This window comes from Jatrophihabitans sp. sgz311053, assembly GCF_056135305.1.
In genome coordinates, this window is the sequence record NZ_JBWAXP010000002.1 from 78,507 (window position 1) to 105,049 (window position 26,543).

General features: G+C 73.4%; 23 protein-coding genes. 8 read left to right on the forward strand and 15 right to left on the reverse strand.

The genetic code is table 11. The features are described from left to right. Nucleotide 1 precedes the first annotated feature (1 nt). Genes AC0NZQ_RS09215 through AC0NZQ_RS09230 form a run of 4 tightly spaced genes read right to left on the reverse strand, consistent with a single transcriptional unit; the run spans nt 2 to nt 4,455 of the window. Complete coding sequence (locus AC0NZQ_RS09215) at nt 2–658, reverse strand: response regulator (RefSeq protein WP_474529509.1); 657 nt, start codon at nt 656–658, stop codon at nt 2–4. Continuing rightward, nucleotides 655–1,782, reverse strand: a complete 1,128-nt coding sequence (locus AC0NZQ_RS09220) for a sensor histidine kinase (protein ID WP_474529510.1) — start codon at nt 1,780–1,782, stop codon at nt 655–657. Before AC0NZQ_RS09220 ends, AC0NZQ_RS09215 begins: the two co-directional genes overlap by 4 nt. Then, nucleotides 1,779–4,217, reverse strand: coding sequence for a helicase-associated domain-containing protein (locus AC0NZQ_RS09225; RefSeq protein WP_474529511.1), 2,439 nt, complete (start codon nt 4,215–4,217; stop codon nt 1,779–1,781). The genes AC0NZQ_RS09220 and AC0NZQ_RS09225 overlap by 4 nt, the downstream gene beginning before the upstream one ends. A 31-nt stretch (nt 4,218–4,248) precedes the next feature. Beyond that, a complete protein-coding gene (locus AC0NZQ_RS09230) occupies nt 4,249–4,455 on the reverse strand; it encodes a hypothetical protein (RefSeq protein WP_474529512.1) in 207 nt (68 codons plus the stop codon). Between the two features lie 190 nt (nt 4,456–4,645). On the opposite strand from AC0NZQ_RS09230, the gene AC0NZQ_RS09235 reads away from it, so the two are divergent. Next, on the forward strand, nt 4,646–5,029 hold the full coding sequence (locus AC0NZQ_RS09235; protein ID WP_474529513.1) for a cold-shock protein: 384 nt from the start codon (nt 4,646–4,648) through the stop codon (nt 5,027–5,029). Nucleotides 5,030–5,059: 30 nt separating this feature from the next. Here the strand turns inward: AC0NZQ_RS09235 and AC0NZQ_RS09240 are convergent, their stop codons facing one another. From AC0NZQ_RS09240 to AC0NZQ_RS09250, 3 genes are read right to left on the reverse strand one after another with little or no spacing between them, the layout of a single operon-like run. Next, nucleotides 5,060–5,872, reverse strand: a complete 813-nt coding sequence (locus tag AC0NZQ_RS09240) for a 1,4-dihydroxy-6-naphthoate synthase (RefSeq protein ID WP_474529514.1) — start codon at nt 5,870–5,872, stop codon at nt 5,060–5,062. Further along, nucleotides 5,869–6,513 (reverse strand): futalosine hydrolase, encoded by a 645-nt coding sequence (locus AC0NZQ_RS09245; RefSeq protein WP_474529515.1) that lies wholly within the window; start codon nt 6,511–6,513, stop codon nt 5,869–5,871. Before AC0NZQ_RS09245 ends, AC0NZQ_RS09240 begins: the two co-directional genes overlap by 4 nt. Nucleotides 6,514–6,526: 13 nt before the next feature. After that, on the reverse strand, nt 6,527–8,353 hold the full coding sequence (locus AC0NZQ_RS09250; protein ID WP_474529516.1) for an MFS transporter: 1,827 nt from the start codon (nt 8,351–8,353) through the stop codon (nt 6,527–6,529). An 81-nt stretch (nt 8,354–8,434) separates the two neighbouring features. Here AC0NZQ_RS09250 and AC0NZQ_RS09255 point away from each other — a divergent pair, with 81 nt between their 5' ends. Continuing rightward, nucleotides 8,435–9,712: a DUF3027 domain-containing protein gene (locus tag AC0NZQ_RS09255; RefSeq protein WP_474529517.1), complete on the forward strand. Its 1,278-nt coding sequence runs from the start codon at nt 8,435–8,437 to the stop codon at nt 9,710–9,712. 4 nt (nt 9,713–9,716) lie between these two features. Here the strand turns inward: AC0NZQ_RS09255 and AC0NZQ_RS09260 are convergent, their stop codons facing one another. Next, entirely contained in the window at nt 9,717–9,953 is a 237-nt protein-coding gene (locus AC0NZQ_RS09260; protein ID WP_474529518.1) for a DUF2530 domain-containing protein, read from the reverse strand. A 135-nt stretch (nt 9,954–10,088) separates the two neighbouring features. On the opposite strand from AC0NZQ_RS09260, the gene AC0NZQ_RS09265 reads away from it, so the two are divergent. The 4 genes from AC0NZQ_RS09265 to AC0NZQ_RS09280 all read left to right on the forward strand — a co-directional run bounded on the left by AC0NZQ_RS09265 (nt 10,089) and on the right by AC0NZQ_RS09280 (nt 14,520). Then, the gene (locus tag AC0NZQ_RS09265; RefSeq protein WP_474529520.1) at nt 10,089–11,945 is read left to right on the forward strand and encodes a chorismate-binding protein; all 1,857 of its coding nucleotides are present in this window, start codon (nt 10,089–10,091) and stop codon (nt 11,943–11,945) included. Nucleotides 11,946–11,958: 13 nt separating this feature from the next. Beyond that, nucleotides 11,959–12,423, forward strand: a complete 465-nt coding sequence (locus AC0NZQ_RS09270) for a MarR family winged helix-turn-helix transcriptional regulator (protein WP_474529521.1) — start codon at nt 11,959–11,961, stop codon at nt 12,421–12,423. Further along, nucleotides 12,420–13,718, forward strand: coding sequence for an MFS transporter (locus tag AC0NZQ_RS09275; RefSeq protein WP_474529522.1), 1,299 nt, complete (start codon nt 12,420–12,422; stop codon nt 13,716–13,718). The genes AC0NZQ_RS09270 and AC0NZQ_RS09275 overlap by 4 nt, the downstream gene beginning before the upstream one ends. Nucleotides 13,719–13,800: 82 nt before the next feature. After that, the gene (locus tag AC0NZQ_RS09280) at nt 13,801–14,520 is read left to right on the forward strand and encodes a TrmH family RNA methyltransferase (RefSeq protein WP_474531360.1); all 720 of its coding nucleotides are present in this window, start codon (nt 13,801–13,803) and stop codon (nt 14,518–14,520) included. Between the two features lie 59 nt (nt 14,521–14,579). Here AC0NZQ_RS09280 and AC0NZQ_RS09285 read toward each other — a convergent pair whose 3' ends face one another. After that, nucleotides 14,580–15,224 carry a hypothetical protein gene (locus AC0NZQ_RS09285; protein WP_474529523.1) on the reverse strand — a complete coding sequence of 215 codons (645 nt, stop codon included), beginning with the start codon at nt 15,222–15,224 and terminating at the stop codon, nt 14,580–14,582. A 131-nt stretch (nt 15,225–15,355) separates the two neighbouring features. Between AC0NZQ_RS09285 and AC0NZQ_RS09290 the strand changes: the two genes are divergently transcribed. Then, complete coding sequence (locus AC0NZQ_RS09290; RefSeq protein WP_474529524.1) at nt 15,356–16,366, forward strand: YncE family protein; 1,011 nt, start codon at nt 15,356–15,358, stop codon at nt 16,364–16,366. 509 nt (nt 16,367–16,875) lie between these two features. On the opposite strand, the gene AC0NZQ_RS09295 is transcribed toward AC0NZQ_RS09290, so the two are convergent. The 5 genes from AC0NZQ_RS09295 to AC0NZQ_RS09315 all read right to left on the reverse strand — a co-directional run bounded on the left by AC0NZQ_RS09295 (nt 16,876) and on the right by AC0NZQ_RS09315 (nt 24,051). After that, nucleotides 16,876–18,684, reverse strand: coding sequence for an ABC transporter ATP-binding protein (locus tag AC0NZQ_RS09295; RefSeq protein WP_474529525.1), 1,809 nt, complete (start codon nt 18,682–18,684; stop codon nt 16,876–16,878). After that, nucleotides 18,681–20,456, reverse strand: coding sequence for an ABC transporter ATP-binding protein (locus tag AC0NZQ_RS09300; protein WP_474529526.1), 1,776 nt, complete (start codon nt 20,454–20,456; stop codon nt 18,681–18,683). Before AC0NZQ_RS09300 ends, AC0NZQ_RS09295 begins: the two co-directional genes overlap by 4 nt. A gap of 58 nt (nt 20,457–20,514) precedes the next feature. Then, a complete protein-coding gene (gene sepH / locus AC0NZQ_RS09305) occupies nt 20,515–21,516 on the reverse strand; it encodes a septation protein SepH (protein WP_474529527.1) in 1,002 nt (333 codons plus the stop codon). A 59-nt stretch (nt 21,517–21,575) separates the two neighbouring features. Next, entirely contained in the window at nt 21,576–22,691 is a 1,116-nt protein-coding gene (gene serC / locus AC0NZQ_RS09310; RefSeq protein WP_474529528.1) for a phosphoserine transaminase, read from the reverse strand. Nucleotides 22,692–22,755: 64 nt separating this feature from the next. Then, entirely contained in the window at nt 22,756–24,051 is a 1,296-nt protein-coding gene (locus AC0NZQ_RS09315) for a D-arabinono-1,4-lactone oxidase (RefSeq protein WP_474529529.1), read from the reverse strand. A 39-nt stretch (nt 24,052–24,090) separates the two neighbouring features. On the opposite strand from AC0NZQ_RS09315, the gene AC0NZQ_RS09320 reads away from it, so the two are divergent. Beyond that, nucleotides 24,091–25,254 (forward strand): amino acid deaminase/aldolase, encoded by a 1,164-nt coding sequence (locus AC0NZQ_RS09320; protein WP_474529531.1) that lies wholly within the window; start codon nt 24,091–24,093, stop codon nt 25,252–25,254. 62 nt (nt 25,255–25,316) lie between these two features. Here the strand turns inward: AC0NZQ_RS09320 and AC0NZQ_RS09325 are convergent, their stop codons facing one another. Further along, a complete protein-coding gene (locus tag AC0NZQ_RS09325) occupies nt 25,317–26,423 on the reverse strand; it encodes a citrate synthase 2 (RefSeq protein ID WP_474529532.1) in 1,107 nt (368 codons plus the stop codon). Nucleotides 26,424–26,543: the final 120 nt, after the last annotated feature.

Sequence of the window (26,543 nt, forward strand, 5' to 3'; positions counted from 1 at the left end):
GTCAGCTCTGCACCAGGCCGCGTCGCCACGCCCAGGCGACGAGGCCCGGCCGGCCGTCCACGTCCAGTTTGGCCAGCGTGTTGTTCAGATGGGTCTTCACCGTCGCCTCGCTGACGACGAGTCGCCGCGCGATCTGCTGATTGCTCAACCCCTCGGCCACGAGCCGGACCACGTCCACCTCGCGGCGGGTGAGGCCGCCGAGGTCAGGTTCCGCGGCGGGTGCCGCCGGTGCCGGACGCTCCCGGACCAGCTCCACCAGCCGCCGTTGGACGTCGGGGTCGAGCACCGTCCGTCCCGCCGCGACGTCCTTGATCGCGGCGAGCAGGACCTCCCCGGAGGCGTCCTTGGTGAGGTAGCCGACCGCCCCGGCCCGCAGCGCCGGGAGCACGGCGTCGTCGTCGGCGAAGGTCGTGAGGATCAGCACCCGGACCTCCGGCGCCTGCTCGGCCAGCGTGGCCGTCACCTGCGCGCCGTCGAGCCCCGGCATGCGCAGATCCAGCAGCGCGACGTCCGGCCGGTGCTCCAGGACCGCGGCCACCGCGGCGTCACCGTCCGGCGCCGCCGCCAGCACCCGGACCTCGCCCGCCGCCTCGAGCAGCAGCCGCAGCCCGTCGCGGACCACCGCCTGATCGTCGGCCAGCACCACGCTGATGGTCATTGGTCCTCCCTGGTCTCGTCGCGCGGGACGGTGATGCGCACCGTCCAGCCACCCTCGTCGGCCGGTCCCGCCGCCACGCCGCCACCGACGGCTCGCAGCCGTTCGGACATCCCGGAGAGCCCGAGTCCGGTCCCGGCCCCGACCACCGCCGTCCGGCCGGGGGCCGGCCCGGTGTCGCGGACCTCGACCGTGAGTTCGCCGGGCGTCCACGACACCGCCACCGTCGCCGCCGCGCCCGGCGCGTGCCGTGCCACGTTGGTCAGCGACTCCTGGACGGCACGGTAGACCGCGTGCCCCGCCTCCGCCGAGACCGTGCCCGGCTCGCCGGAGGTCCGCAGCACCGCCTGGCCGGGGTGCCGGGCGACGAGGGCGGGCAGCTCGGCGAGGCCCAGACCGGTGGGGTCCCGCAGCGTGCTCACCGCGGCGCGCGCCTCGCCGAGCCCCTCGCGCGCCAGGGCAGCGGCCTTCTCCAACGGTTCGAGCACGGCGGGTCCCGCCTGCTCTCGGGCTGCGATGGCCCGGACCGCCTGCAGCTGCACCGACAGCCCGGCGAGGCTGTGGGCCAGCACGTCGTGCATCTCGCGGGCGATCCGGCCGCGCTCCTGCAGCGCCGCGGCGCGGGCCTCCGCCTCTCGGCCCTGCTGCGCCTCGGCGAGCAGCGCCCGGGCGCGGTCGCGCTCGCGCACCAGCTCCCGGTGCTCGACGGTGCGCTGCACCAGGGTGGGGACGGCCAGCCCCGCCAGCAGGCCGAAGACCGAGTGGCTGATGAGGGCGATGGTGAGGGCGAAGCCGGCAGCGCCGAGGACGACGAAGGCGCGCAGCCAGCGGCCGGCGAGCACCTGCGGCGCCCTCGCCGCGGCGACACAGACGAGGACCGGGGCCGCACCGCTGGTCGCGACGACACAGGTCGCCAGCCCGGTGGCGGTCGCGAAGGCCACCGCCCAGCCGCCCAGCCGCCGCCCCTCGTCGATGAGCTGCAGCGCCAGCCAGGACGAGACCATCAGCACCCCGGCGGCCACCCGGCCAGCCGTGCCGTGGGTGACGAGGACGGTGAGGACCGTCATCGCGATCCACGCCGGGATGCGCCAGAGGGCAGCGGGCGTGCGTGTCGTCAGCAGGCTCATCGAGCCGGGTCGGTGTCGCTGCCGTCGTCGTCGGGCTCGTCCAGCAGCCGGATCGCGGTGATGCGGTGGACGGGGTAGGACGCCAGCCCTTGACGGCCGCGCTCGTACCCGCGGACGGTGCCGGCGGCCAGTGAGATCGGCTGCAGCGTGTGGGCCGTGGTGCTGCCGTCTGCCTCGGCCCAGCCGAACCACACCAGCCTGGCCTCGCGGACGGCGGTCCGCAGCGTCTCCATCGTCCCGGCCGAGGTGACACCCGGGGTCGCGACCGCTATCGCCCGGACCCGGGGATCGTGGCCGGCGAGCGCGTCGCCGGAGCGGATCTTGCGCACCAGCTCGACAGCCTGGGTGGTGGGATCGACTGCGCCGCGACTGGTGACGGAGCGGGCACTCGGCCGCGGCCCGGCGCGGGGCGGTTCCACGCCGAGCGTGATCAGCTCACCGTCCGGGGCCTCGGCCGCGGGGGCGAAGCCCGCCTCGCGCAGCGTCTCCAGGACGTCGGTCACCGGCGCGGTCGCCACCACGACGGTGGGGGCCAGCAGTCGCAGTCCCAGCTTGGCGGTGCCGCGGTCGGCGACGACCCGGGCGAGCAGGGCCTCGTCGTCGCTGCGCAGGTACGCCCCGGCGGCACCGGCCCGGAGCACGCCGTGGCGTCTGGCCGCGTCGTCGACGAGATAGGTCAGGCCTTGCGGCAGCGGGGTGCGCGAGTGCGCAGCCAGGAAGGCGGTGACGCTCTGGCCGGAGCGCCCCGCGTCCAGCGCTCGACGCACCGAGCGCTCGGTGATGCGGTAGACGCTGGCGCCGCCGGTGGACTCCAGCTCGGCGAGCAGCCCCAGCTCGACCCCCAGCTGCGGCGTCGGCGGCCCCGGCACCACGACGGTGAGATCCGGTTGGACGAGGAAGTGGTCGACCGGATCGGGGAGGGCGAGGTCGAGCGCGTGCTCGGCGGCGGTGGCCGAACCCGCCAGCAGGGTTCGGGTGTAGCCGGTGATGCCGCCGGCGGCGGTGACGCCCAGGAGGTCGGCCTCGGCCAGCACGGCCGCCGCGGCCGGTCGCTGGGCCGACGCGCGCCGCGGCTGGTACCAGGCGAGGCGGTTCAGGACGGCGTCGCGCTGGCGCGGCGCAGCCCCCGGCGGCAGGTCGGCCAGGGCCTCCAGGACCTGGCGACGCAGGGTGGGGGCGGTGCCGCGTTCGACGTCCGGGCCGAGGGCGGTGATGACGCGATCACGCTCGTCGCGGCGCCCCACGAGGGACGGCTGCCGCGTCATGCCGATCCAGCCGGCGGCCAGCACCAGCCACCGGGCGGCGACGTCGCGTCCGCGCCAGAGGTCGTACTCGCCGGTCGGCAGGAACACCGGCTCCATGCCGGTGGTCGCGTTGAGCAAGCCGGCCGCGAAGGCGCTCTCGATCACGGCGGCGGTGGAACCCTCGTCCAGGCCGAGGTCCTTGGCCGTGCGGCGCAGTTCCCGGACTCCCAGCCCGCCCGAACGCAGGACGGGCGGGGGATGGGCGGTCCACGAGTCGGCGAGTGTGTCCACGAGGCGCAGCACGTCCATCACCGCGGTCGTACCGAGCCGGTCCAGCTCGTCGGGCCGGCGCTCGACGAGCTCCACCTCCGGCGGCGCCGCGGCGGGTCCGGAACTCAGCGCGCTGCGGACGGCCCGGCCGACCTCGCGGGGCAGCTCGACGCGCTGTGCGTCCAGCGGCACCAGCAGGCCACGGTTGATCAGCCGCTGCGCCGCGGTCGGTTCGGCGGCCGTCGCCGCCGCTCGGGTGTTGCCGACGCTGCCCACCGGCGGTCCCACGGCGAGGGCCTCGACGATCTCTCGTTCGCCGCTGTCGAGGTCGGCCAGCCGCGCCGCCAACCACTGTGGGTCGGCGAGCAGCTCGGCGACAGCGGCGCCGCCACGCGGCTGTGCGGTGGGTGGCACGCCGGCGTTGCGCAGCACCGGCGCGAGCTGCGCGTCCGGAACCTGCCGCAGCAGCCGGGCGGCGGGACGGCCCAACCCGGCGGGATACATCCCCACCGCCTCGCGAGCGGTCGGGACGATGTGGATCAGGTCGGCCGCGCCCCAGACCAGCGCGCGGTCGTAGAGCTCGTCGAGGGCGCTGCCGGAGTCGTCGGCGGTGAGCTCTGCCAGTTCGGGCCGTTCGCTCGGCTCGACGGTGTCGGCGTCGTCCGCGGCCAGGACGAGCGTCTCCAGGGTGCGCAGCGTGAAGGCGTCGAGCGCGTCGACCGCCCGCTGCACCGAGCTGCGGACGACGGCACGCGAGGCCAGTGCCGCGATGTCCGGTGGTGTCGGCAGGCCCAGATCAGGGCGCAGCGTCAGCAGCGTGACGAGCTGCCGGTCCGTGCGTGCCCGGAGCCACTCGGTGAGGGAAGCGGGCCGGACGGGAGGCTCACCGTCGGCCTCGGACCGGGTCGGGGATGCGCTCACGTGGCGAGGTTCCCCGAATTCCGACTGCGGCTCAGCGCTCGCCGGCGAGGTTCGGCCGGTCAGCCGGCCCCGGGTGCACGTAGAAGAGGGACTCGACCGGCATCGGGAACTCGAGATCGCCGTACGGCGAGTGCGCCCCGGCGGAGTCGGAGACCAGCTCGCTCACGTGGAAGTCGTCCACGATGTGGTCGTCGGACGAGCGGAACTGCTCGGGAAGGCGGGGAGTCGACTCAGCCATCACAGGCCCTCTCACGGCGGCGATTGCGGACTGCCCACTGTATCGCTGCGGCCGGGGCTGTGGCCGATCGGTCGCGGGCCGAGCAGGCGCACGAGGTGGCGCGGGCCCGGTAGCCTTGATCTCCGAGGCACCGCCCGACGGCGGTGCCTCGACTCTTGATCGATCCACCATCACCAACGAGGAGCCTGCGGTGCCTTCCGGCAAAGTGAAATTCTTCAACGCGGAGAAGGGTTTCGGCTTCCTGTCCAATGACGAGGGCGACGACGTCTTCGTCCACCGCGACGCACTGCCCGACGGCCTGCAGGAGCTCAAGGCCGGCACCCGGGTCGAGTACGGCATCGTCTCCGGCCGCAAGGGCATGCAAGCCATGCAGGTGCGCCTGCTCGACCCGGTGCCGTCGGTGACGCGCAACGCGCGCAAGCCGGCCGAGGAGATGGCCCCGCTCGTCGAGGATCTGATCAAGCTGCTGGACCACACCTCCAACACGCTGCAGCGCGGCCGCTACCCCGACCGCGCCGAGGCTCGCAAGATCGCCGGCCTGCTGCGGGTCTTCGCCGACAACCTGGAGGCCTGAGCGCCGCCCGTCCGGGCGTGCGGAGGAATATCAGCGGACGGCGGGATTCGCCGGGGTGAGCCCGAGTGAGTGGGCGCGGCCCAACAACGCCTCGACGGCCGCGTAGCCCTCCTCGCCGAGGTCGCGGGTGAAGTCGTTGACGTAGAGGCCGATGTGTTGCCGCTGCACGTCCGGGGACATCTCGGCGGCGTGGGCGGCGACGAACTCGGCCGACGCCTCCGGGTGCGCCCAGGCGTGCTCGACGGAGGCACGGATGGTGCGCGTCAGCGCGTCGGCATCCAACGAGCGGCGCGCCAGGATGGCCCCCAGCGGGATCGGCAACCCGGTGTCGGACTCCCACCACGCGCCGAGGTCGGCCAGCGCCGTCAGCCCGAAGGACGGGTAGGTGAAGCGCGCCTCGTGGATCACCAGGCCGGCGTCGTAGCGGCCGTCCCGGACCGCCGGCATGATCTCGGCGAACGGGACCACGTCGATGCGCGCCGGCCGCTGACCCTGCGCCCAGAGCCGGAAGAGCAGGTACGCCGTCGAGCGCTCGCTCGGCACCGCCACCGTCCGCCCGTCGAGGCTCTCGGACGGCTCGCGGACCAGCACCAGCGGACCGCAGCCGCGCCCCAGCGCGCCGCCGGTCGGGAGCAGCGCATAGTCCTCGAGCAGCCACGGCAGGGCGGCGTAGGACACCTTCACCACGTCGAACTCGCCCCGCTCGGCGGCACCGTTGGTGACGTCGATGTCGGCGAAGGTGACGTCCGGGACGGCGGCCTCGCCGACGAGACCGTGCGTCCAGGCGTGGAAGACGAAGGTGTCGTTCGGACACGGCGAGAACGCCAGTCGCAGCGGGCTCATGTCAGGGGCTCCTTGGTGGCATCGGCGACGGCGCGGCCCAGGGCGGCGAGCGCCTCCGGGATGCGCCAGGTGGCGCGGTCGCGGGGTCCGACCGCGTTGCTGACGGCACGGAGCTCGGCGTGCGGGACGCCGGCCTGCGCCGCCGCGGTCGCGACCCCGGCGCCCTCCATCCCCTCGGCGACGGCGTCGGGGAACCGGGCCAGGAAGCCGCGGGCCCGCTCGGTGGTGCCGGTGACGGTCGCGACGGTCAGCACGCTGCCGAGGTGCCCGCCGGTGCGGTCGGCCAGCTCGACGGCGAGCTTCGCCTCGACGGGGAAGGTCTCGCTGCCGAAGCCGAGCGCGGACAACGGGGTGAAGCCGCGACCGGTGTCGGCGCCGAGGTCGGCGAAGACGCAGGCCGTCGCCACCGCGATCTCGCCGTACCGCAGCGGGGCGAAGCCGCCACCGATCCCGGCGCTGATGACCAGGTCGGCCCTGCCCGCGGTCAGCTCCCGGGCGGTGGTGGCGGCGGCCGCCGCCGGGCCCACGCCACCGGCGACGACCCGGACCGGCGCCGTGGCGGGGAGTGCCTCGGTGATGGCATCGCGTTCGGCACCCACGGCCGTGATCACCAGGACGTCCGTGACATCTCCCGCCGACATGACGCCGACGGCGTCAGAGGACCTTCCGAGGTTCGACGGTACCGAGGGGCGGGATCCGTCCGGACGGGCGGGAGGTCGCCCGGCTGCGCAGCACGACGAGCACCGCAACGGCCCCGATGATCACCGCGGCCACGATCAGGGCCATCGCCCCGTCGCCGTGGTCGTTGCTCGGCAGTGCCACACCGAGGGCCGCCCCCAGCACCCAGGCGAGCTGCAGGAACGTCTCGGAGCGCGCGAACGCGCTGGAGCGCAGCGTCTCCGCGACGTCCTTCTGGATGAGCGCGTCCAACGCGATCTTGGAGAGCGCGTTCGCCACCGCCGAGAGGAACATCGCGACACAGGCGACGACGACGCTGAACAGCAGCGCGCCCAGGACGCAGACCCCGGCCGCGGCGACCGTGCAGATCATGATCACGGTCTCGGGCCGGTTCAGCTTGACCCGGGTGCCGATGGCGGTGCCGACGAAGTTGCCGGCACCGGCGGCCCCCACCACCCCTGCCAGCTGGACGACGCCGGCGAAGCCGTGGCTGGTCGACTCGACGTAGAAGGCCAGGTAGATCGTGAGCATGCCCGACAGCAGCCGCAGCGCGGACTCGCCCTGCAACGCCACCACCAGGTGCGGGTCGAAACCCCGGCGCGCCCAGCCGTGCAGCCGCCGCAGCGGCGGGACGCGCTCCTGTCGGGTGGGGCGGGCCGGCTCCTCGGGATGCCGGGGGGCGCGGGTGGCCGAGTCGACCTGCTTGGGCAGCTTGAAGGCGAACCAGGCGCAGACGCCGAAGGCGATGGCGGTGACGACCAGCCCGATCGTGTAGGACCCCGTCACCTTGATGATCGCGCCGACGAGACCGCCGAGGACCACGGTGGAGCCGAGGCCGAAGACGGTGAGCTTGGCGTTGGCCTCGGTGAGGGTCATCCCGCGCGGCACCAGCCGCGGTGTCGCGGCCGCGCGGATCACGGCGTACGCCTTGGAGAGCACCAGCGACCCCAGCGCGCAGGGGTAGAGCCAGAGGAGCTCGGTGGGGTGCGCGGCCATGATGAGGGCCAGGACCATGCGTCCGAGAGCGGTGCCGGCCATGGTCCAGCGGCGGCCGTGCTGCAGCCGGTCCAGGGCCGGCCCGATCACCGGGGCGACGACGGCGAAGGGCGCCATAGTGACCAGCAGGTAGAGCAGGACGTTGCCGCGCTGGGCGTCGGCCGAGGCGCCGAAGAAGACGGTGCCGGCCAGCGCGACCGTGACCATCGCGTCGGTGCCGTAACTGAGCACCTGGTTCCAGATCAGCGCGGTGAGGCCGGACTCCTCGGCGCCGTCGGACTTGCTGGCGGTGATGACCTTCCGGGTGATGGTGCGCGCCGCGCGGCCGGTTCCCGAGAGGGTGGCCTTGCCGAAGTTCTTCGCCGCGACCCCGACGGTGGGGGCGTTCGCCGCGTCGGTCCGGGCTCCGGTCCGTGCGGCGGTGTCGAGTCGCGTCGGGGCCCCGGCGACCTCGGGCCGGGGAGAGTCCGCCGGGGCGTCGCCGGCCGGCGCGGCCGCTGCCGGACGGTGATAGGTGGGAGCGCCGTAACCGGGCCGCCGTTCCGGCAGCCGGTCGAAGTCGTCCTTGCGGAACTCGAGCTGCGCGGGGTCGGGGATGCGTTCGGTGCGAGCCTCGACCTGCTCCTCCCGACGGACGTACTCGTGCTCCTGCGGGGGGACATAGTCGCGGGTGACGTCCTGTTCGCGGGTGACGCCGTACTCGCGGGTGCCGTCGTGGCCGGCCGCCGGGGGCTTGGCGCCGATGTCGCGTGGCGGGTGGGACGTGTGTCCGGTGCGCGTGAACCGGCCACCCTTTCGCTTCGCCACGGGCCCATTCTGCCGCACCGCGGGTGCCGGAGCGGGGGCGCGATGGCGGCGTGGCGGGGTCGGTGGGGGAGAATGTCCGGCGTGAACGACACCGAGCTGCCCGCGCCTCCCGTCACGCCCGACGACGAGGTCGAGCCCGCCGTCGCCGCCGTGGTCGAGGAGATCGAGCCGGTTCGCGTCTTCGCGCTGCCGGGAGCGCCGGACGAGACGCTGGCCGCCGCCGTCGAGCTGGCGCGCGAGGCGGCGGTCGAAGTCGGTGAGGACGCCGTCGGCGAACACCTCGGTGTCCGGGGCGAGGCCGAACGGGTCGTCACGCACGCCTTCGCCGCCACGCTGCCCGGCTACGTCGGCTGGCACTGGGCCGTCACGCTCGCCCGCACGCCCGACAGCGACACGGCGACCGTCGACGAGGTCGTCCTGCTGCCGGGCGAGGACGCGCTGCTGGCGCCCACCTGGGTGCCGTGGAGCGAGCGGGTGCAGCCGGGTGACCTGAGTCCCGGCGACCTGCTGCCGACGACCGAGGACGACATCCGGCTCGTCCCGGCGTACACGCTCTCGGACGATCCGCAGGTCGAGGCGGTGGCCTTCGAGCTCGGGCTGGGACGGGAGACGGTGCTCTCCCGCGACGGCCGTGAGCTCGCCGCCGAGCGCTGGTACGGCGGCGACCGCGGCCCCGACGCCGCCATGGCCCGGCACGCCCCGGCCGCCTGCGGCACCTGCGGCTTCTTCCTGCCGCTGGCGGGATCGCTCGCTGCCGGTTTCGGCGTCTGTGGCAACGAGGTCGTCGACAGCGACGGCCGGGTCGTCAGCGTGGAGTTCGGCTGCGGCGCCCATTCCAGCGTCCGTCCGCCGGCGACGTCGCTGGCCGAGACCGGCGAGCTCGTCTTCGACGACGGCGAGGAGATCAGCCACGAGCCCCGCGGCCCGCGGGAGATCGAGCCGCCCGCCGCCCCCGCCGCGGAGATCGCCCCCGCCGCGGAGATCGCCGCGGCCCGGGAGGCGCAGCCGTCCGGCGGGGAGGTCGTCGCCGAGCCGGACGTCGAGACGGTCGCTACGGTCGCGGAGCCGGTCGTCGAGGCGGTCGAGCCGGTCGTCGAGACAACCGCACGGGATGCCGCGACCGCCGAGCCTGCCCCCGCCGAGCCTGCCGCCGACGCCCCTGCCGACGCCCCTGCCGACGACCCTGCCGACGACCCTGCCGACGACCCGGTGGAGGTCACCCCGGCCGGTGCCGAGCCGGCCGTGGACCCCGCCGACCCGGTGCCCGGCGACGACTCGCCCGCCGACACTCCCGAGGAACCGCCGACCGAGTCTGCGACCGGGGCGCCCGCCGGCTCCGCCGAGTCGCCGTCGGAGTGAACCGCTAGACGGTGCGCCCCATCGCCCGATGCCGAGTCATGATCGCGTAGCCGCCGAGGCCGAGCAGCCAACCGGCGAGCGACGTCCAGAGCCAGATGCGGTGATCGTGGCGTCCCAGCCAGCCCCAGAACGGCAGCAGCGCCACGAAGGCGACGAAGAAGCAGACCGTGCCGACGGCGACGATGCGGCGCGCGTTCAGCTGCACCGGGGGAGGGACCACGAGTCGCCGCTGCGCTGCCATGCCGGCGAGCCTACCGACGCGTGGGCGCAGCGGGTTCCGCTCGGCGCCGGTCCCGATCCCGCCGAGCTACTGCGCCGCGCGGCGGCCCTGCCCGGCCTGACCGTCCTCTGGGGCGACTGGTTCGGCGGCGGGATGATGGTGACGGCGGAGCCGGTCGCGACGACCACCGACCCGGCCGACCTGGACAGTTTCGGCCCGCTGCCCGACGGGTTACCCGACGACTTCGTCGGCGGCGGCTGGTTCGGAGTGCTGGCCGCCGACGGCAGCGCCCGCTTCGCCCGGCACGACCACGTGCTGCGGCATCGGGACGGGCAGTGGAGCTTCGAGGCGTTGACCACGCCGGCGCGGGCCGATGCCCTCGCTGCCGTGCTGGACCGGTGGCGTGCGCTGCTGGCGATGCCGTCGTCGCACCGTCCGGCGTGGCGGATGGCCGACCTCGAGGTCCCCGACCGGGACCGGCACCTCGCCGCCGTCGAGCGCGCCGTCGACCGGATCCGTGCCGGTGAGCTGTACCAGGTCAACATCTGCACCCGCTTCACGGCCACCTTCACCGGATCCCCGGCGGCGCTCTTCGCCGACCTCGCCGATCGGTTGCGGCCGGCCCGCTCTGCCCTGCTGCCGCGGCCGGACGGTGCGCTCGTCTCGCTGAGCCCGGAGCTCTTCCTCGCCGTCGTCGGTCGCGAGGTCGTCACCGCGCCGATCAAGGGCACGCTGCCCCGTGGCGGCCAGGGTGACGAGCTGGACGACGACCGGGGTGACGACCCGAGCGGCGGCAACGCCCGCCGGCTGCGGGAGTCGGTGAAGGACGCCGCCGAGAACGTCATGATCGTCGACCTACTGCGCAACGACCTCGGCCGGGTCTGCGAGACCGGGAGCGTCCGGGTGACCTCGCTGCTCGGTGTCGAACCCCATCCCGGTGTCTGGCATCTCGTCTCGACGGTGCGGGGCAGGCTGGCCGCCGGGGTCACCGTCCCTGACCTGCTCCGGGCCACCTTCCCGCCCGGCTCGGTGACCGGCGCCCCCAAGGTGGCGGCGCTGTCGGCCATCGCGGAAATCGAGGACGCGCCGCGCGGGCACTACACCGGCGCGATCGGGGCTGTCCTCGGGGACGGTCGCGCCGAGTTCGCGGTGACCATCCGGACCCTCGAGCTCGCGGGCGATCGAATCGGTCTCGGCGTCGGCGGCGGCGTCACCGCTGACAGCGTGCCCATGCTCGAGTGGCACGAGTGCGGTGACAAGGCGGCCCCGCTGCTGCGGGACGCCGGACACCGGCGACGACCGCGCGTGACCCCGCCCGCGGGGGCGGACCGCGGCCTGCTGGAGACCGTTCTCGCCGTCGACGGCGTGCCGCTGCGGCTGGCCGACCATCTGGCCCGCCTCGACCGCTCGGCCCGCGAGCTCCACGGAGCCGGCATCGACCCCGACCTCGCCGCGCGGGTCCGGTCCACCGCGGCCAGCCTGCCGCACGGCCGCGCCGCCGTCCGCATCATGTGGCGTGACGGGGCAGCAGAGGTGACGGCACGGCCGGCGGCCTCGCCACCCGAGAGCTCCGACCTCGTCTGCGTGGTCCGGCCGGAGGGGCTCTGGCGACACAAGTGGGCAGACCGTGGTCCCTTCACCGCTGCCGAGGCCGCCGCGAGGCCACAGGCCCCGCTCTTCGTCGCCGCCGACGGCACCGTGCTCGAGACGAGCCGCGGCAACCTCTTCCTCGTCCGGTCCGACGGCGGTCTCGTCACGCCCCCGCTCCGCGACGACCTGCTGCCCGGCGTCACCCGTCGCGCCGTGCTGGATCTGGCCCGCGACGAGGGGCGCCCCGTCGAGCTGCGCAGCTTCACGACCGACGAGCTGCGGAGTCACCCGGCGTTCTGGACCTCCAGTCTCAGCGGCGCGGTCGCCGTCCGAAGCGTCGACGGTCGCACCCTGCCCGCGGCCGAGGCACTGGTGGATGCTGTGAAAGAGGTCCTGATGCATGGTCCTGCCGCTGGTCGTTAGGTAACCTAACGATGTGGCGACTTCGGGACCGGTGACGACGAGCACCGTCACCGGCGACCCTGACATGGCCGAGCTGGCCGCCCTGCTGCGCCCGGCACTGCTGCGCCTCACCCGCCAGGTCCGGCAGCAGCGGGTCGACACCTCCATCACCCTCACCCAGTTGTCCGCGCTGTACACGCTGTCGGCCCGCGGGCCGCTCAGCGCCGGTGAGCTCGCGGCCAGCGAGAAGGTGCAGCCGCCGTCGATGACGAAGGTGATCGCCAGCCTCGAAGAGCACGGCCTCGTCAGTCGGGACCCGCATCCGACCGACGGGCGGCAGGTCGTCATCACCATCACCGCCGCCGGTGACGAGCTGCTGGAGTCCGAGCGCAGGTCTCGCGACCTCTGGCTCGCACGCCACCTCGCCGAGCTGGAGCCCGAGGAGCGCGTCATGTTGGAGCAGGTCGTCCCGATCCTGGAAAAGCTGGCTCAGCAGTGACGGCCGTCGCGTCGCGGCAGGCGCCGTCCGAGCGGCCCGACGACGCAGGTGGCATGTTCCGCTCGCTGCGGGTGCGCAACTACCGCCTCTACGCCAGTGGCCAGCTGATCTCGCTGACCGGCACCTGGATGCAGCGGGTGGCCCAGGACTGGCTCGTCCTCGAGCTGACCAACTCCGGCACCGCCCTCGGTGTCGTCACCGCCCTGCAGTTCGGACCACAGCTGCTGCTCGGCCTCTGGGGCGGCATGCTCGCCGACCGGATGGACAAGCGGCGCCTGCTGCTGGTGACGCAGACCCTCATCGCCCTGGTGGCGCTGACACTCGGCGTGCTGGACGTGACCGGCGTCGTCACCTACTGGCATGTGCTCGTCCTGGCCGCAGCGCTCGGCGTCGTCACGGCGGTCGACACCCCGGTACGGCAGTCCTTCGTCGTGGAGATGGTCGGCAAGCGGGATCTCACGAACGCGGTGGCCATCAACTCCACCATCTTCAACGCCGGTCGCATCGTGGGGCCGGCGGTGGCGGGCGTGATGATCGCGGCCGTCGGCACCGGCTGGGCCTTCGTCGTGAACGCCGCGTCGAGCCTGGCTGTCCTCACCGGCCTCGCCCTCATGCGCGCCGGCGAGCTGCACCCGGCGCCGCCGCTGCAGCGCGCTCGCGGTCAGCTCCGCGAGGGGCTCGCCTACGTCCGCGGTCGGCGCGACCTGGTCCTCACCATGGTGCTGATCTTCGTCATCGGCACCTTCGGACTGAACTTCGCCATCACCTGTGCCCTGATGGCCAAGCAGGTCTTCCATCACGGCGCCAGCGGCTACGGGCTGCTCTCCACCTCGCTGGCCGTCGGCGCCTTCGCCGGTGCGGTGCTCGCCACCCGCCGTTCCCGGCGCCCCAGCCCCGTCTTCCTGCTGACTGCCGCCGGCGCCTTCAGTCTGGCCGAGATCCTCGCCGGCGTGATGCCGACCTTCTGGTGGACCGCCGCCATGCTGGTGCCGACCGGGCTGGCGATGCTGTCGATCACCACGGCGGCGAACTCCCACGTCCAGCTCGGCGTCGCGCCCACCATGCGCGGCAGGGTGATGGCGCTGTACCTGATCTGTTTCCTGGGCGGCACGCCCTTCGGAGCGCCGCTCGTCGGCTGGCTCGCCGGAGTCGCCGGGCCGCGCTGGGGCCTGGTCGGGGGTGGCCTTGTCTGCCTCGCCAGCGTCGTCGTCCTGGCCGCTGCGCTGGCCCGGCACCGCGGCATCCACGCCGGCGAGGTCGCCGGTCTGGCGGTCGCCCGGCTTCGCGCGAACTGACGCCACGGCAGAATCGTCCGACGTGCACGTCGAGACCGTCACCGATGCCGGTGACCCCCGCCTGGACGACTTCCGCGACCTCATGGACGCCGACGTCCGCCCCGATCGGCGCGGAATCGTCATCGCCGAGGGCGTCAACGTCGTCGAGCGGCTGGGCCGCTCACCGTTCCCGGTGCGCGCAGTCGTCGGAGTTCCGGCCCGACTCGACGCCCTGGCCGGGCCCCTGGCGGACGTGGACGTCCCGGCCTACGCCGTGGACAAGTGGCTGCTGTCGGAGGTCGTCGGCTTCCGGGTGACCCGGGGTGTCCTCGCCTCCGCCGACCGGCTGCCGCCCCGTGATCCGGCGGCGCTGCTGGCCTCGGCGTCTCGGGTGGCGGTGCTGCAGGGACTGAACGACTTCGAGAACCTCGGCGCGCTCTTCCGCAACGCCGCGGGTTTCGGGGTGGAGGCGGTCGTGCTGGACGAGACCTGCGCCGACCCGCTGTACCGGCGCAGCGTGCGCGTCTCGATGGGACACGCGCTCTCGGTGCCCTTCGCCGTCCTCCCCGGCGCATGGCCGGAGGCGCTGACGGCGCTGCGCGGGCTCACCGCGATCGCGCTCACGCCACGGGGTGAGCTGCGGCTGCAGGACGTGGCACCGCCGCCACGCTGGGCGGTGCTGCTGGGTGCCGAGGGTCCCGGACTGCCCGATGCCACCCTCGCGGCCGCGGACGTCCGGGCACGTATCCCGATGGCGAACGGCGTCGACTCGCTCAATGTCGCGACCGCAGCCGCCGTAGCTTTCGCGCACTTCTGCGGTTAAAAGCCGCGGACGGCCGCGGGAGCGAACTCCCACGGCCGTCCGAGTGTGAGGCGTGGTGCTTACTTGCCGGTGGCGCGCACGATCGCGGTGCCCACCTTGGTGCCGCCGACGCCGCCCTTGAGCACGTCGATCTTGAAGGTCTGGTTCAGCAGCTTGGCCGCCGCGTCAGACAGGTAGATCGTGGTGCCCTTGAGGGTGGCCACGCCGCCCGAGAGGGTCGGGGTCTGCAGCGTGCTGCCGTCGAGGTCGAAGAGCTTCGCGTCCTTGACCACGGACTTGCCGTTGGCCGAGACATCGCCGGTCAGCTTCGAGTTGTTGCCCGGGTCGATGACGAAGTTGGTCAGCTCGACCTTGGTGCCGCCGGCGGTCAGCGACAGGCCGCTGCCCTCGTGCTCGATGGTGCCCTGGACGTAGGGGGTGACCTCGCCCTTCTTGTAGATCTTGGCGTTGCCGCCGGTGATCGGGAAGGCGAAGCCTTCGCTGGTCACCTTCGCGGTGCCGACGACGCCGGGCGTCACCTTGAGCTGCGTCAGCGCCTGGACGAAGCCGCTGTCCGGGACGACCGTCGTCGACTGGCCGGTCAGGGTCTTGAACTCGCCCACGGGCTTGGGGCTGCTGCTGCTGCTGTCACTGCCACAGGCGGCCATGGTGGCGGCCAGGCCGAGAACGGCTGCACCGGCAAGGACCTTCTTGGTTGCGTGCATGATCTTTCCTCCTGGTCGGGGTCTCGTGGGGTAATTCGTCGCCGTGACCCGGACCGGTTTCATCAATTCGACACATGATCGTGATCCCGGTCTCGCCGTAGCGTGCGCGGAGCACGGGGCAGACTTCGGACATGCAGCGACCACGGCATCGGATCGTCGTACTGGCAGGGCTTCTCGTGACGGCGGCGGCGGTCTCCGGCTGCGGCGGCGACTCCGGCGGCAAGGGCCCCGGTGCGGCGGAACCGGCCACCGCCGCGGCTCCGAGCACCGCGCCAGCCGGTGCGGTCCGAGCCCTCGGGAACACACCGGAGGGGATCGTCTACGACGCCACCGACAAGGCCGTCGCCGTCGCGGTCCGCAAGCCGGACCGGCTGCTCATCCTGGACCCGGTCACCTCTGCCGTCCGGCGCAGCGTCCCCTTGCCGGGCGACGTCCGCCACCTGCAGGTGGCCGGCAGCAGCGGCGCCGTCCTGGTGCCGGTCGAGTCGGCCAACCAGCTCGTCCGCGTGCCGGTCGGCGGCGGCGCGGTGACCGTCACGAACGTCCGGCGCCAGCCCCACGACGCTGCGCAGGCCGGCAACGGCGACATCGTGGTGGGCAACGAGTTCGGCAAGTCGATCTCGGTGATCCGGCGCGGCAAGGTGATCGGCACGATCGCCGATCTGAAGCAGCCCGGTGGCGTCGTCACCGTCCCCGGCGCCCCGAACTCGATCGCGGTCGTCGACGTCGGCGCCTTCACCCTCTCCACCTACGACCTGACCACCCTGAAGCGGACAGGTCGGGTGAGTGCCGGAAAGGGGCCGACCCACGGCGAACCCCTGCCCGACGGACGGATCATCGTCGCCGACACCCGCGGCGACCGCATCCTCGTCTTCACCACCTCGCCGCTGAAGCAGATCGGCTCGCTCGCGCTGCCCGGCACCCCGTACGGCATGGCGGTCGACCGGACCACCGGCACGGTGTGGGTGACGCTCACCGCCCGGAACCAGGTCGTCGCCCTCGACACCGCACGCGACGACCCGCGCGTCGTGGCGCGCTACCCGGCGGTGCAGCAACCCAACACCGTGGCGGTGGCGCCGGGGTCGAAGCGGGTGTGGGTCACCGGCACGGCGCGCGGCGAGCTCCAGGTCATCACCCGCTGAGTGATATCGGCGCCGTCGCCGTCGCCGTCGCCGTCGCCGTCGCCGTCGCCGGCCGCCGTCGCCGCCGTCCGCTGCTCCCGCGGGGGCGTCCGTCCGCCACCATGCCTGCAGTGCCACGGCCGTCGACTCGGTGCCACGGCCGTCGACTCGGTGCTACGGCCGTCGACTCGGTGCTACGGCCGTCGACTCGGTGCTACGGCCGTCGACTCGGTGCCACGGCCGTCCACCCAGTCCCCGCGGCCCCCGTCCCCACACCGCCTTGTGCGTCCCGTGTTCTGCACCCGTATTCGGGTGCAGAACACGGGGCTGAAAAACGTAGGGGCCGACGTCACGACTTCGAGGGTCCGGCCCCGGCTGGCTCCGCCTGGTGTACGCCCAAGGGGTCGCGCCAGCTTCTGTGCCAGCTTCTGTGCCGGTTCCTGTGCCGGCTCCTGCGACGGCTCATGCGAGGGTGCTGCAGCTTCTGCGATCCTCCTGCGGCGCGGTCGCGGCGGCCGGGCCGTCGACGGTCACACCAGCGAGGTCCGCCACGACTCGTGCAGCCTGGCGAAGTGGCCCTCGCCGGAACCCACCAGGGCCTCCGGGCTGCCGTCCTCGACGACCTGCCCGTCGGCCATCACCAGCACCCGGTCGGCAATCTCCACCGTGCTGAGGCGGTGGGCGATGATCAGCGCGGTCCGGTCGGCGAGCACCGTCCGCAGCGCTCGTTGGATCGCCCGCTCGGTAGGCACGTCGAGCGAGGACGTCGCCTCGTCCAGGATGAGGACCGCCGGGTCGGCGAGGAACGCGCGGGCGAAGGCGACCAGCTGCCGCTGTCCGGCAGAGAGGCGGCCCCCGCGTTTGCGGACGTCGGTGTCGTAGCCCTCGGGCAGCGCGCTGATGAAGTCGTGGGCGCCGACCGCCCGCGCCGCGGCCACGATCTCGTCGCGGGTGGCGTCGAGGCGTCCGAAGCCGATGTTGTCCGCGACCGACCCCGAGAAGAGGAAACCGTCCTGGGTGATCATCACGACGGCGCTGCGCAGCGATTCGTCGGCGATCTCCCGCAGGTCGACACCGTCGAGCAGCACCCGTCCGGCCGTCGGGTCGTAGAAGCGCGACAGCAGCTTGGCCAGCGTCGTTTTGCCTGCGCCGGTGGCGCCCACGAGGGCGACGGTCTCTCCGGCGGGGATGTCGAGATCCAGTCGTCGCAGCACCGGTCGGTCGGCGTGATACCCGAACTTCACCGCGTCGAAGCGGACGCCGCCGCGGACCGGCTGCGGCAGCGCGCGGGGGTCGCTCGGCTCCGCCACCTCGGCCGGCTCGGCCAGCAGCGCGGCGATCTTGTCCATGGCCGCGGTGGCCGACTGCAGCGAGTTGTAGAAGACGCCGACGTCCTGCATCGGGTCGTAGAACTGCCGCAGGTAGAGCAGGAAGGAGGTCAGCACCCCCAGTTCCAGGCCGCCGCCGGCCACCCGGTAACCCCCGACCACGAGCACCGCCACCGTCGCGACGTTGCCGATCAGCGCGGTGCCGGGGATGAACCATGCCTGCAGCCGGAAGGTGTCCCGGTTCGCCAGCCGGTACCGGTCGTTGAGCTCGGCGAAGATCGCGTCGTTGCGCTTCTCGCGGCGGAACGCCTGTACCGCGCGAATGCCGTTGCAGGTCTCGACGATCTCCACGATGAGGGTGGCGACCTTGTCCCTGGTGGCGCGGAACGCCACGGCCGCCCGCGGCGAGAACCAGCGGTAGAGCACCAGCAGCGGCACCAGGGAACCGAAGGCGATGAGGGCGAGCGGGACGTCGAGGAAGAGCAGCAGCGCCGCGATCGCCGCACTGTTGAAGACCGCGGTCAGCAGCCCGTCCAGCCCGGTGTCGAGCAGCTCGGTCAGGGTGTCCACGTCCGAGGTGAGCCGCGAGATGACCCTGCCGGAGGTGACGCGTTCATGGAACGCCACGGAGAGGGCCTGCGCGTGGTCGAAACCGCGACGCCGCAGGTCGAAGAGGATCGCCTGGCCGACCCGTCCGCTGCGCACCACGAAGACCGCGCGCAGCCAGCCCGAGAGCAGCGCCGAGGCGAGGAGCAGGCAGCCCACCAGGGTGAGCGAGCGGTAATCGCCGTCAGCCGCCGCGGGGAGCGCGTCGTCGATGGCGACCCCGACGAGCCACGGCGCCGCCATCGTCGCGGTCACCTGCCCGAGGACGATCAGCAGCACCCCGGCGATCTGACGGCGATACGGACGGATCAGCTCCCGCAGCAGCGCGCGCCCCGCCTGCGGATTGCGCAGATCGGGTGTGTCGGCAGCCGTCTCGACGGTTCGTCCCTGCCACGTGTCGGTCATGGCGCGGCCTCCAGCTCGGCTGTCTGCGCGAGTAGGCGACGGTAGGCCGGCACGGTCTCGAGGAGTTCGCTGTGGGTACCGACGGCAGCGATCCGGCCGTCGTCCAGCATCGCCACCCGGTCGGCGAGCAGCACGGTGGAGGGCCGGTGGGCCACGACGAGGGCGGTGGTGCCGGCGAGCACGCGCCGCAGCGCCGCCTCCACCTGCGCCTCGGTGTGGACGTCGAGGGCCGAGAGCGGGTCGTCCAGCACCAGCACCCGCGGCCGTCCGATGACGGCACGGGCCAGGGCGAGGCGCTGTCGCTGCCCGCCGGAGAGCGACAGCCCCTGCTCGCCGATGCGGGTCTCGAGCCCGTGGGGCAGTTCGTGGACGAAGTCGGCCTGCGCGACGTCGAGGGCCTCCAGGAGGTCGGCGTCGGTGAGCCCGGCGCGACCGAGGGTCAGGTTCTCCCGGACGCTGGCCGAGAAGAGCGTGGCGTCCTCGAAGGCCGTGGCGACAGCGTGCCGCAGCTGGTCCAGGCGCAGCTCGCGGACGTCGACCCCGCCGATGGTCACCCGGCCGCCGGTGACGTCGTAGAGCCGCGGCACCAGGGCGGTGAGCGTCGTCTTGCCGGTGCCGACGGCACCGACCAGCGCCATCGTCTCGCCGGGGGCGATGTCGAGGTCGACGCCGCGCAGGACGTCGCGTTCGGCGTCGGCGAACCGGAAGCGGACGTCCTCGAAACGCAGCGCGGTGCCCTTCTCGGCCGCCACCGGCGCCTCGGGGTCGACGATCGTCGGCGCCGTGTCGAGCACCTCGAAGATGCGGCGGCACGCCGAGGCGGACTCCTCGGTGAGGGACAGCAGCCAGCCGAACATCACGATCGGCCAGACCAGCTGCAGGAAGAGCCCGACGAAGGCGACGAGGTCGCCGAGCGTCATCGCACCGTTGGCGGTCGCGACGACACCCCCCGTGACGACGACGGCCAACGCCAGCTGGGGCAACCCTTCCAGCAGCATCCAGAAACGGGCGAGGGTGCCGATCTTGACCAGCTCCGCGGCGCGCAGCCGCGACGCGTCGCTGGTGAAGCCGCTGAGCATGTGGCGCCGGCGGCCGAAGGACTTGATGACCCGGATCCCCAGCGCCGACTCCTCCACCGAGGTGGCGAGGTCACCGGTGAGGTCCTGGGTGCGGCGCGAGTCGACGCTGTAGCGCTTCTCGAAGCGGACCGTCCCGAGCAGCAGCGGCACCATCGACGCCACAACCACCAGCCCCAGCCACGGCTGGAGGTGGATCATGACGCCGATGATGACGGTGATCGCCAGCGCGTTGGCGAGCAGGAACACTGCGGCCAGGCCGATGAAGCGGCGCAGCGTCGACAGGTCGGTGGTCAGCCGCGACAGCAGCTGTCCGGAGGGCCACTGGTCGTGGAAGGCGACCGGCAGCCGCTGCAGGTGCGCGAAAAGGTCACGCCGCAGGTCAGTCTCGACCCCCAGCGCGGCGCTCGCCATCGCCCAGCGACGGCCGAAGAAGAGCGCAGCCTCGGCCACGCCGAAGAGCAAAGCGAGGCCACCCAGGGCCCACAGGCCGGCGGTGTCCCGGTGCCGGATGGGGCCGTCCACCACCGCGCCGGTGACGAGCGGGACGAGGGCCTGCGCGAGCATCGCGCCGGCCGAGGTGACGAACATGACGGCGACGGCCCGACGGTGGGGCCGCACCCAGCGGCGCAGCCGCCACAGCACCCGCAGGGTGTCGTTCGACCCGACGTGCTGCTGATCGTCCGGGCTCGCCACGTTGAGCGAGGCTACGTCTCACCCCTGACAGCGGGCGAGCGAGTTTCAGGCCGCGTGCTCAGTCCTTGCGGCGGACCCCGAGCAGGATGTCGTCCCAGGAGGGGATGCGGGCGCGCGCGGCCTTGTCGTCCTCGGACTCGTCGCGCTTCTTGTTGACGTTGGTGAGGCGGGCCAGCGGGTGCGGCGGGACCCCCGCGGCCTCCGGGCGCTGGGCCGGGTCGGTGATCCCGAGCGGCAGCGGCGGCTCGTCGTACTCGATGGAGGCGTTGGCCGGCACGAAGGGCGGCAGCTCGCGCGGGCCCTCGGGCGGGGCCTCCTGGTCGAAGACCTCCTGGTAGCGCGGCAGCGGTCCGGTGTGCGCGTCCGGCATGGGCGGGAAGGCGACCACACCCGCCTGCAGTGGGGGAGCGGCGGTGAGGACGGGACGCTCGGGCTGCGGCGGGACGACGGGTCTGATCGGACGGTCGCTGAGGAGGTCCTCGGCGCTATCGTCCAGCGGGGAGACGGTCCGCGAGGCACGGTGGAAGAGCCACTCGGCGCGGTGCCGTCCCTCGCCGCCGGACCACTCGGCCACCACGACCCAGTCGCCGTCCTCGCGGCGCCGGGAGTCCCACTCGACCTCGGTGGCGACGAGGCCGTGAGCAGTGAAGCGGTCGTCCACGGTCTCGCCGAACTGCACCAGCTCGGTCTCGGCGCCGGGGCGGCGGGCGCGGGCCCGGCGCGCTTCGTCGGTGATACGCAGCCGCTCGTCCATGACCGGTCCGGCGAAGCGCATAACGCGATCGAGGGCGACGCCGAGGGAGTCGGCGAGCTCCTGCGGCGACTCGCCGGCCCGGACGCGGACCTGGATCTCCCGCGGTCCGATCTCGACGGGCGCGCTGCTCGGCGCGGGCACCGCGTGCCGCGGCGCCTGAGCCTCGACTGCGGGCACGGCGAGGGAGGCCACGGCGGCGCGCACGGCGTCGTCGACCCGGAGCGAGAAGCTCTCCAGCCCGTCGGCACTGTCCAGGACGAGATCGCCGGTGTCCGCGGCGACGCGGGTGAGACGCAACTGGCGCATACCTCGCGACGATAGGTGGCCCCCGGCGGTTTCGGCGGAGCACACGCCGCCGGCGGAGCTCAGAGGTGGCCGACCACGAAGTCCACGCAGGCAGTCAGGGCGCTGACGTCGTCGGGCTCCACCGCCGGGAACATGCCGATCCGCAGCTGGTTTCGGCCGAGCCCCCGGTACGGCTCGGTGTCGACGATCCCGTTGGCGCGCAGCACCGCCGCCACCCGGCCGGCGTCGATGGCCTCGTCGAGGTCGATGGTGCCGATCACCGGGCTGCGATGGGACGGATCGGCGACGAAGGGCCGGGCATGGGGCGAGGCCTCGGCCCAGCCGTAGAGCCGGCTCGCGGAGTCGGCGCTGCGACCGGCCGCCCACGACAGTCCGCCCTGCTCGAGCAGCCACTCGATCTGATGGGCCAGCAGCCACAGCGTCGCCAGGGCGGGGGTGTTGTAGGTCTGGTCCTGGCGGGAATTGGTCAGCGCGATGGTGAGGTCCAGCGACGGCGGCGTCCAGCGCGCGGCGCCGAGCTCCGCGGCGCGGCTGATCGCCGCCGGGGAGAGGAGCGCCAGCCACAGCCCGCCCTCGGCCGCGAAGGACTTCTGCGGGGCGAAGTAGTAGACGTCGGTCTCGGCGACGTCCACGGTGATGCCGCCGGCCGCGGAGGTCGCGTCGACGAGCATGAGGGCGTCGGGGTCGGCGATCCGCCGGACGGGCAGCACGACGCCGGTGGAGGTCTCGTTGTGCGGCCAGGCGTAGACGTCGACGCCGTCGACCGGACGCAGCTCCGGCGCCGAACCGTAGTCGGCCGAGGTGACCACCGGGTCGGCCAGGAACGGCGCCCCCGCGCTCACCTTGGCGAACTTGCTCGAGAACTCGCCGCAGACGGCGTGGGCGGCGCGCTCGCGGACCAGGCCGAAGGCGGCGATGTCCCAGAACTGCGTCGAGCCGCCGTTGCCGAGCGCCACTTCGTAGCCGTCCGGCACCGAGAAGAGCTCGGCGAGCCCGCGACGGATGCGGGCCACGATGTCCTTGACCGGCTGGCGCCGGTGGCTGGTGCCGAGCAGCGTGCCGCCGGTCTCGCCCAGCGCCCGGACCGTCGCGGCCGGCACCTTGGACGGTCCCGACCCGAACCGGCCGTCGGCGGGCAGCAGGTCGGCGGGGATGGTGAGCTCGGTGGCGGTCACCGGCCCAGTGTCCCGGGTGGCCGCTCGCCGTTTGCACCTCGCGGCGGCCCCACCGTCGCGCGGTTCAGCCGAGCACGCGGTCGAGGTACTCGTTGCCGAACGCGCGACCGGGGTCGAGCTTGTCCCGGAGGGCGACGAAGTCGTCGAAGTGCTCGTAGACCGGTCGCAGTGAGGCGGCGTCGCGCTCGTGCAGCTTGCCCCAGTGGGGCCGTCCGTCCAGCTCGACGGCGAGTGCCTCGACCTGCCGGAAGAACCGCTGGTGGTCGCGCCGGTGGTACTGGTGGACGGCCACGTACCCGGACTCCCGACCCTGCGCGGTGGAGAGCCAGATGTCGTCGGCGGCGGCGAAGCGCACCTCGATCGGGAAGCCGATCTGCTCCCCGCTGGCGGCGAGAGCGGACTCGATGCCGGCGAGCAGCTGCGGCACCGCCGCGCGGGGGACGGCGTACTCCATCTCGCGGAAACGGACGTCTCGATGCGAGGCGAAGACGCGGTAGGAGCGGTCGATGTACCCGCGGGCCGAGAGCGCCCGAGCGGCGACGCGGTTGGCGGCCGGAATCAGCTCGGGTCGTCGCGTGGTCAGCCGGTTGATGCCCTCGAAGACCTTGTTGGAGAGGAACTCGTCGTCGATCCAGCCCCGCAGCCGGCCGACCGGACGCAGCGCCGTCTCGGCGAGCACCCGGTTGTTGGCCTTGGTCAGCACCCGCCGGGTGTGGGGGAACCAGTAGAACTCGAAGTGGTCGTTGCCCGCCACGAGGGCGTCGAGGTCGGCGAGGGTGTCGTCGAGCGAGGCGGGGGCCTCCTGCGCCGCAAGGGCGAAGGCCGGCTCGGCCTGCAGCGTGACGGTGGCGATGACCCCGAGCGCGCCGAGGCCGATGCGCGCCGCGGCGAAGACGTCGGGGTTCTCGACCGCGTCGCAGTGCAGCAGGGAGCCGTCGGGGAGCACCAGGTCCAGGGCGCGGACCTGCGTCGCGAGCCCGCCCAGCCGCAGCCCGGTGCCGTGGGTCCCGGTCGAGATCGCGCCGGAGACGGACTGCACGTCGATGTCGCCGAGGTTGGTGAGGCCGAGGCCGAGCTGCCACAGCGCGGCGTTGAGGTCGTGCAGCCGGGTGCCGGCGAGCACGGTCACCAGGCCGGTGTTGCGGTCGGCGTGGACGATGCCGGCGAGGCGGTCCAACCGCAGCTGCAGGCCGTCGGTGGCGGCGATCGCGGTGAAGGAGTGCCCGGCGCCCACGGCCTTGATGCGCTGACCCCGCGCGGTGGCCTCGGCGACCACCTGCTGCAGTGCCGTCACGGTGGCCGGTCGCGCCACCGCCACGTCCGCGGTCACCGTCCCGGCCCAGTTCGTCCACGTCGTCACCGGAGCATCGTGCCATTCGCCGAGCCGTAGGCTGCCGCGGTGAGCACCCGGCCGACCCCTGACGTGCAGCAGCTGACCCGCGCCACCGCCGATCTCGACGCCCCGCTGGCCGCGCTGGACCTCACCGCCCTGGACGCCAACGCGGCCGATCTGGTGCGGCGGGCCGGCGGGACCCCGGTGCGGGTGGCGTCGAAGTCGGTGCGCTGCCGCTGGGTGCTCGACCGCGTGCTCGCCGTCCCCGGCGTCGCCGGGGTCATGGCCTATTCGGTGGCCGAGGCGATCTGGCTGGTGCGCGGCGGGATGACCGACGTGCTCGTCGGTTATCCGAGCGCGCACGCCGGGGCGCTGCGCGAGCTCGGCTCGGACGACGAGTTGCTCGCCGCGATCACGATCATGGTGGACGGCCCCGAGCAGCTGGCCTTCGTCCGGCGGCAGACGTCGGCTCCGATCCGGGTCTGCCTGGACGTCGACGCCTCGCTGCGGCTCGGCCCCCTGCACCTCGGCGTCCGCCGCTCGCCGCTGCGGACGCCGACCGATGCGGTCATGGTCGCCACTACCGCCGATGCCATGGGGTTCCGCGTCGTCGGCGTGATGTTCTACGAGGCGCAGATCGCCGGGCTGCCGGACAGCTCCCCGGCCGTGCGGCTGGTGAAGCGGCGCTCGGCGGCCGAGCTGCGGGAGCGCCGCGGGGCGGTCGTCGCGGCCGTGGAGCAGGCCACCGGCAGGCTCGAGCTGGTCAACTCCGGCGGCACCGGCAGCCTCGAGGTGAGCTCGGCCGACCCGTGCGTCACCGAGGTGACGGCGGGGTCAGGGCTCTTCGTCCCGACGCTCTTCGACCACTACCGGGCCTTCGCGCCGCGTCCGGCGCTCTTCTTCGCGCTGCCGGTGGTCCGGCGCCCAGCCCCCGGCATCGCCACGCTCTTCGGCGGTGGCTACATAGCCTCGGGCCCGGCGGGCAAGACCCGGGTGCCCTCACCGGTGTTGCGGGGGCTGTCGCTCGTCGGGACCGAGGGGGCGGGCGAGGTCCAGACGCCGGTCCGGGGCGCCGCGGCCGAGACGCTGGCCGTCGGCGACCGGGTGTGGTTCCGGCACGCCAAGGCCGGTGAGCTGAACGAGCGCTTCGCCGAGATCCACGTCGTCGCCGACGGTGCCGTGGTCCAGACCGTGCCGACCTACCGCGGCGAGGGCGTCACCTTCGGCTGACCGCCGATCGTGGACCGACACGCCGAACAATCGAGCGTGTGGGTCCACGATCGGCGCTGGTCTCAGCCGTGGTCGATGTCCGCCCAGCCCTCGACGTCCTCGGGCTTGCGCGGGTCGGGACCGACGTAGCGCGCGGACGGCCGCACCAGGCGACCGGTCTTCTTCTGCTCCATGATGTGCGCCGACCAGCCAGCGGTCCGGGCACAGGTGAACATCGCCGGCATCATGTGCGGCGGCACCTCGGCGAAGTCCAGGATGACCGCGGCCCAGAACTCGACGTTGGTCTCGATGGGGCGGTCCGGACGACGCTCGCGCAGCTCGGCCAGGGCGGCCTGCTCGAGGGCGATGGCGGCGTCGTAGCGACTGGCGCCGAGCTCCTTGCAGGTGCGGCGCAGCACGCGGGCGCGGGGGTCCTCGGCGCGGTAGACGCGGTGGCCGAAGCCCATCAACCGCTCGTGGCGGTCCAGGATGCCCTTGACGAAGCCGCGGGCGTCCCCGGACTTCTCGACCTCCTGGATCATCGGCAGCACGCGCGCCGGGGCGCCGCCGTGCAGCGGGCCGGACATGGCGCCGATGGCACCGGACATCGCGGCGGCGACATCGGCGCCGGTGGAGGCGATGACGCGGGCGGTGAAGGTCGAGGCGTTCATGCCGTGCTCGGCGGCGGAGACGAAGTACGCGTCCACGGCCTTGACGTGGTTGGGGTCGGGCTCGCCACGCCAGCGCGTCATGAACCGCTCGATGATGGTGTCGCACTGGTCGATGCGCGACTGCGGCACCGCCGGGTTCGACAGCCCGCGGGCCGACTGGGCGGCGTAGGAGAGCGCCATGACGGCGGCACGCGCGAGCTGCTCGCGGGCCTCCTCGTCGCTGATGTCCAGCAGCGGGCGGTAACCCCACACCGGGGCGAGCATGGCCAGCGCGGCCTGGACGTCGACGCGCACGTCGCCGGTGTGCACCGGGATCGGGAACGGCTCGGCCGGCGGGAGGCCCGGGCCGAACTTGCCGTCGACGAGCAACGCCCAGACGTTGCCGAAGGTGACACTGCCGGCGAGATCCTCGATGTCGACACCGCGGTAACGCAGCGCGCCGCCGTCCTTGTCGGGCTCGGCGATCTCGGTCTCGAAGGCGATGACGCCTTCGAGGCCCGGGCTGTAGTCGGCTGCCATAGACGCGCTCCGTTCGGGTTGTTCCGGGAATCAAGGCAAGACTGTCGCACCGGCGGGTCACGCCGGCAGGCCCCATTCTTCCCACATCGTTGCCGGACGCTGGCGGGCAGGTGCGAAGAT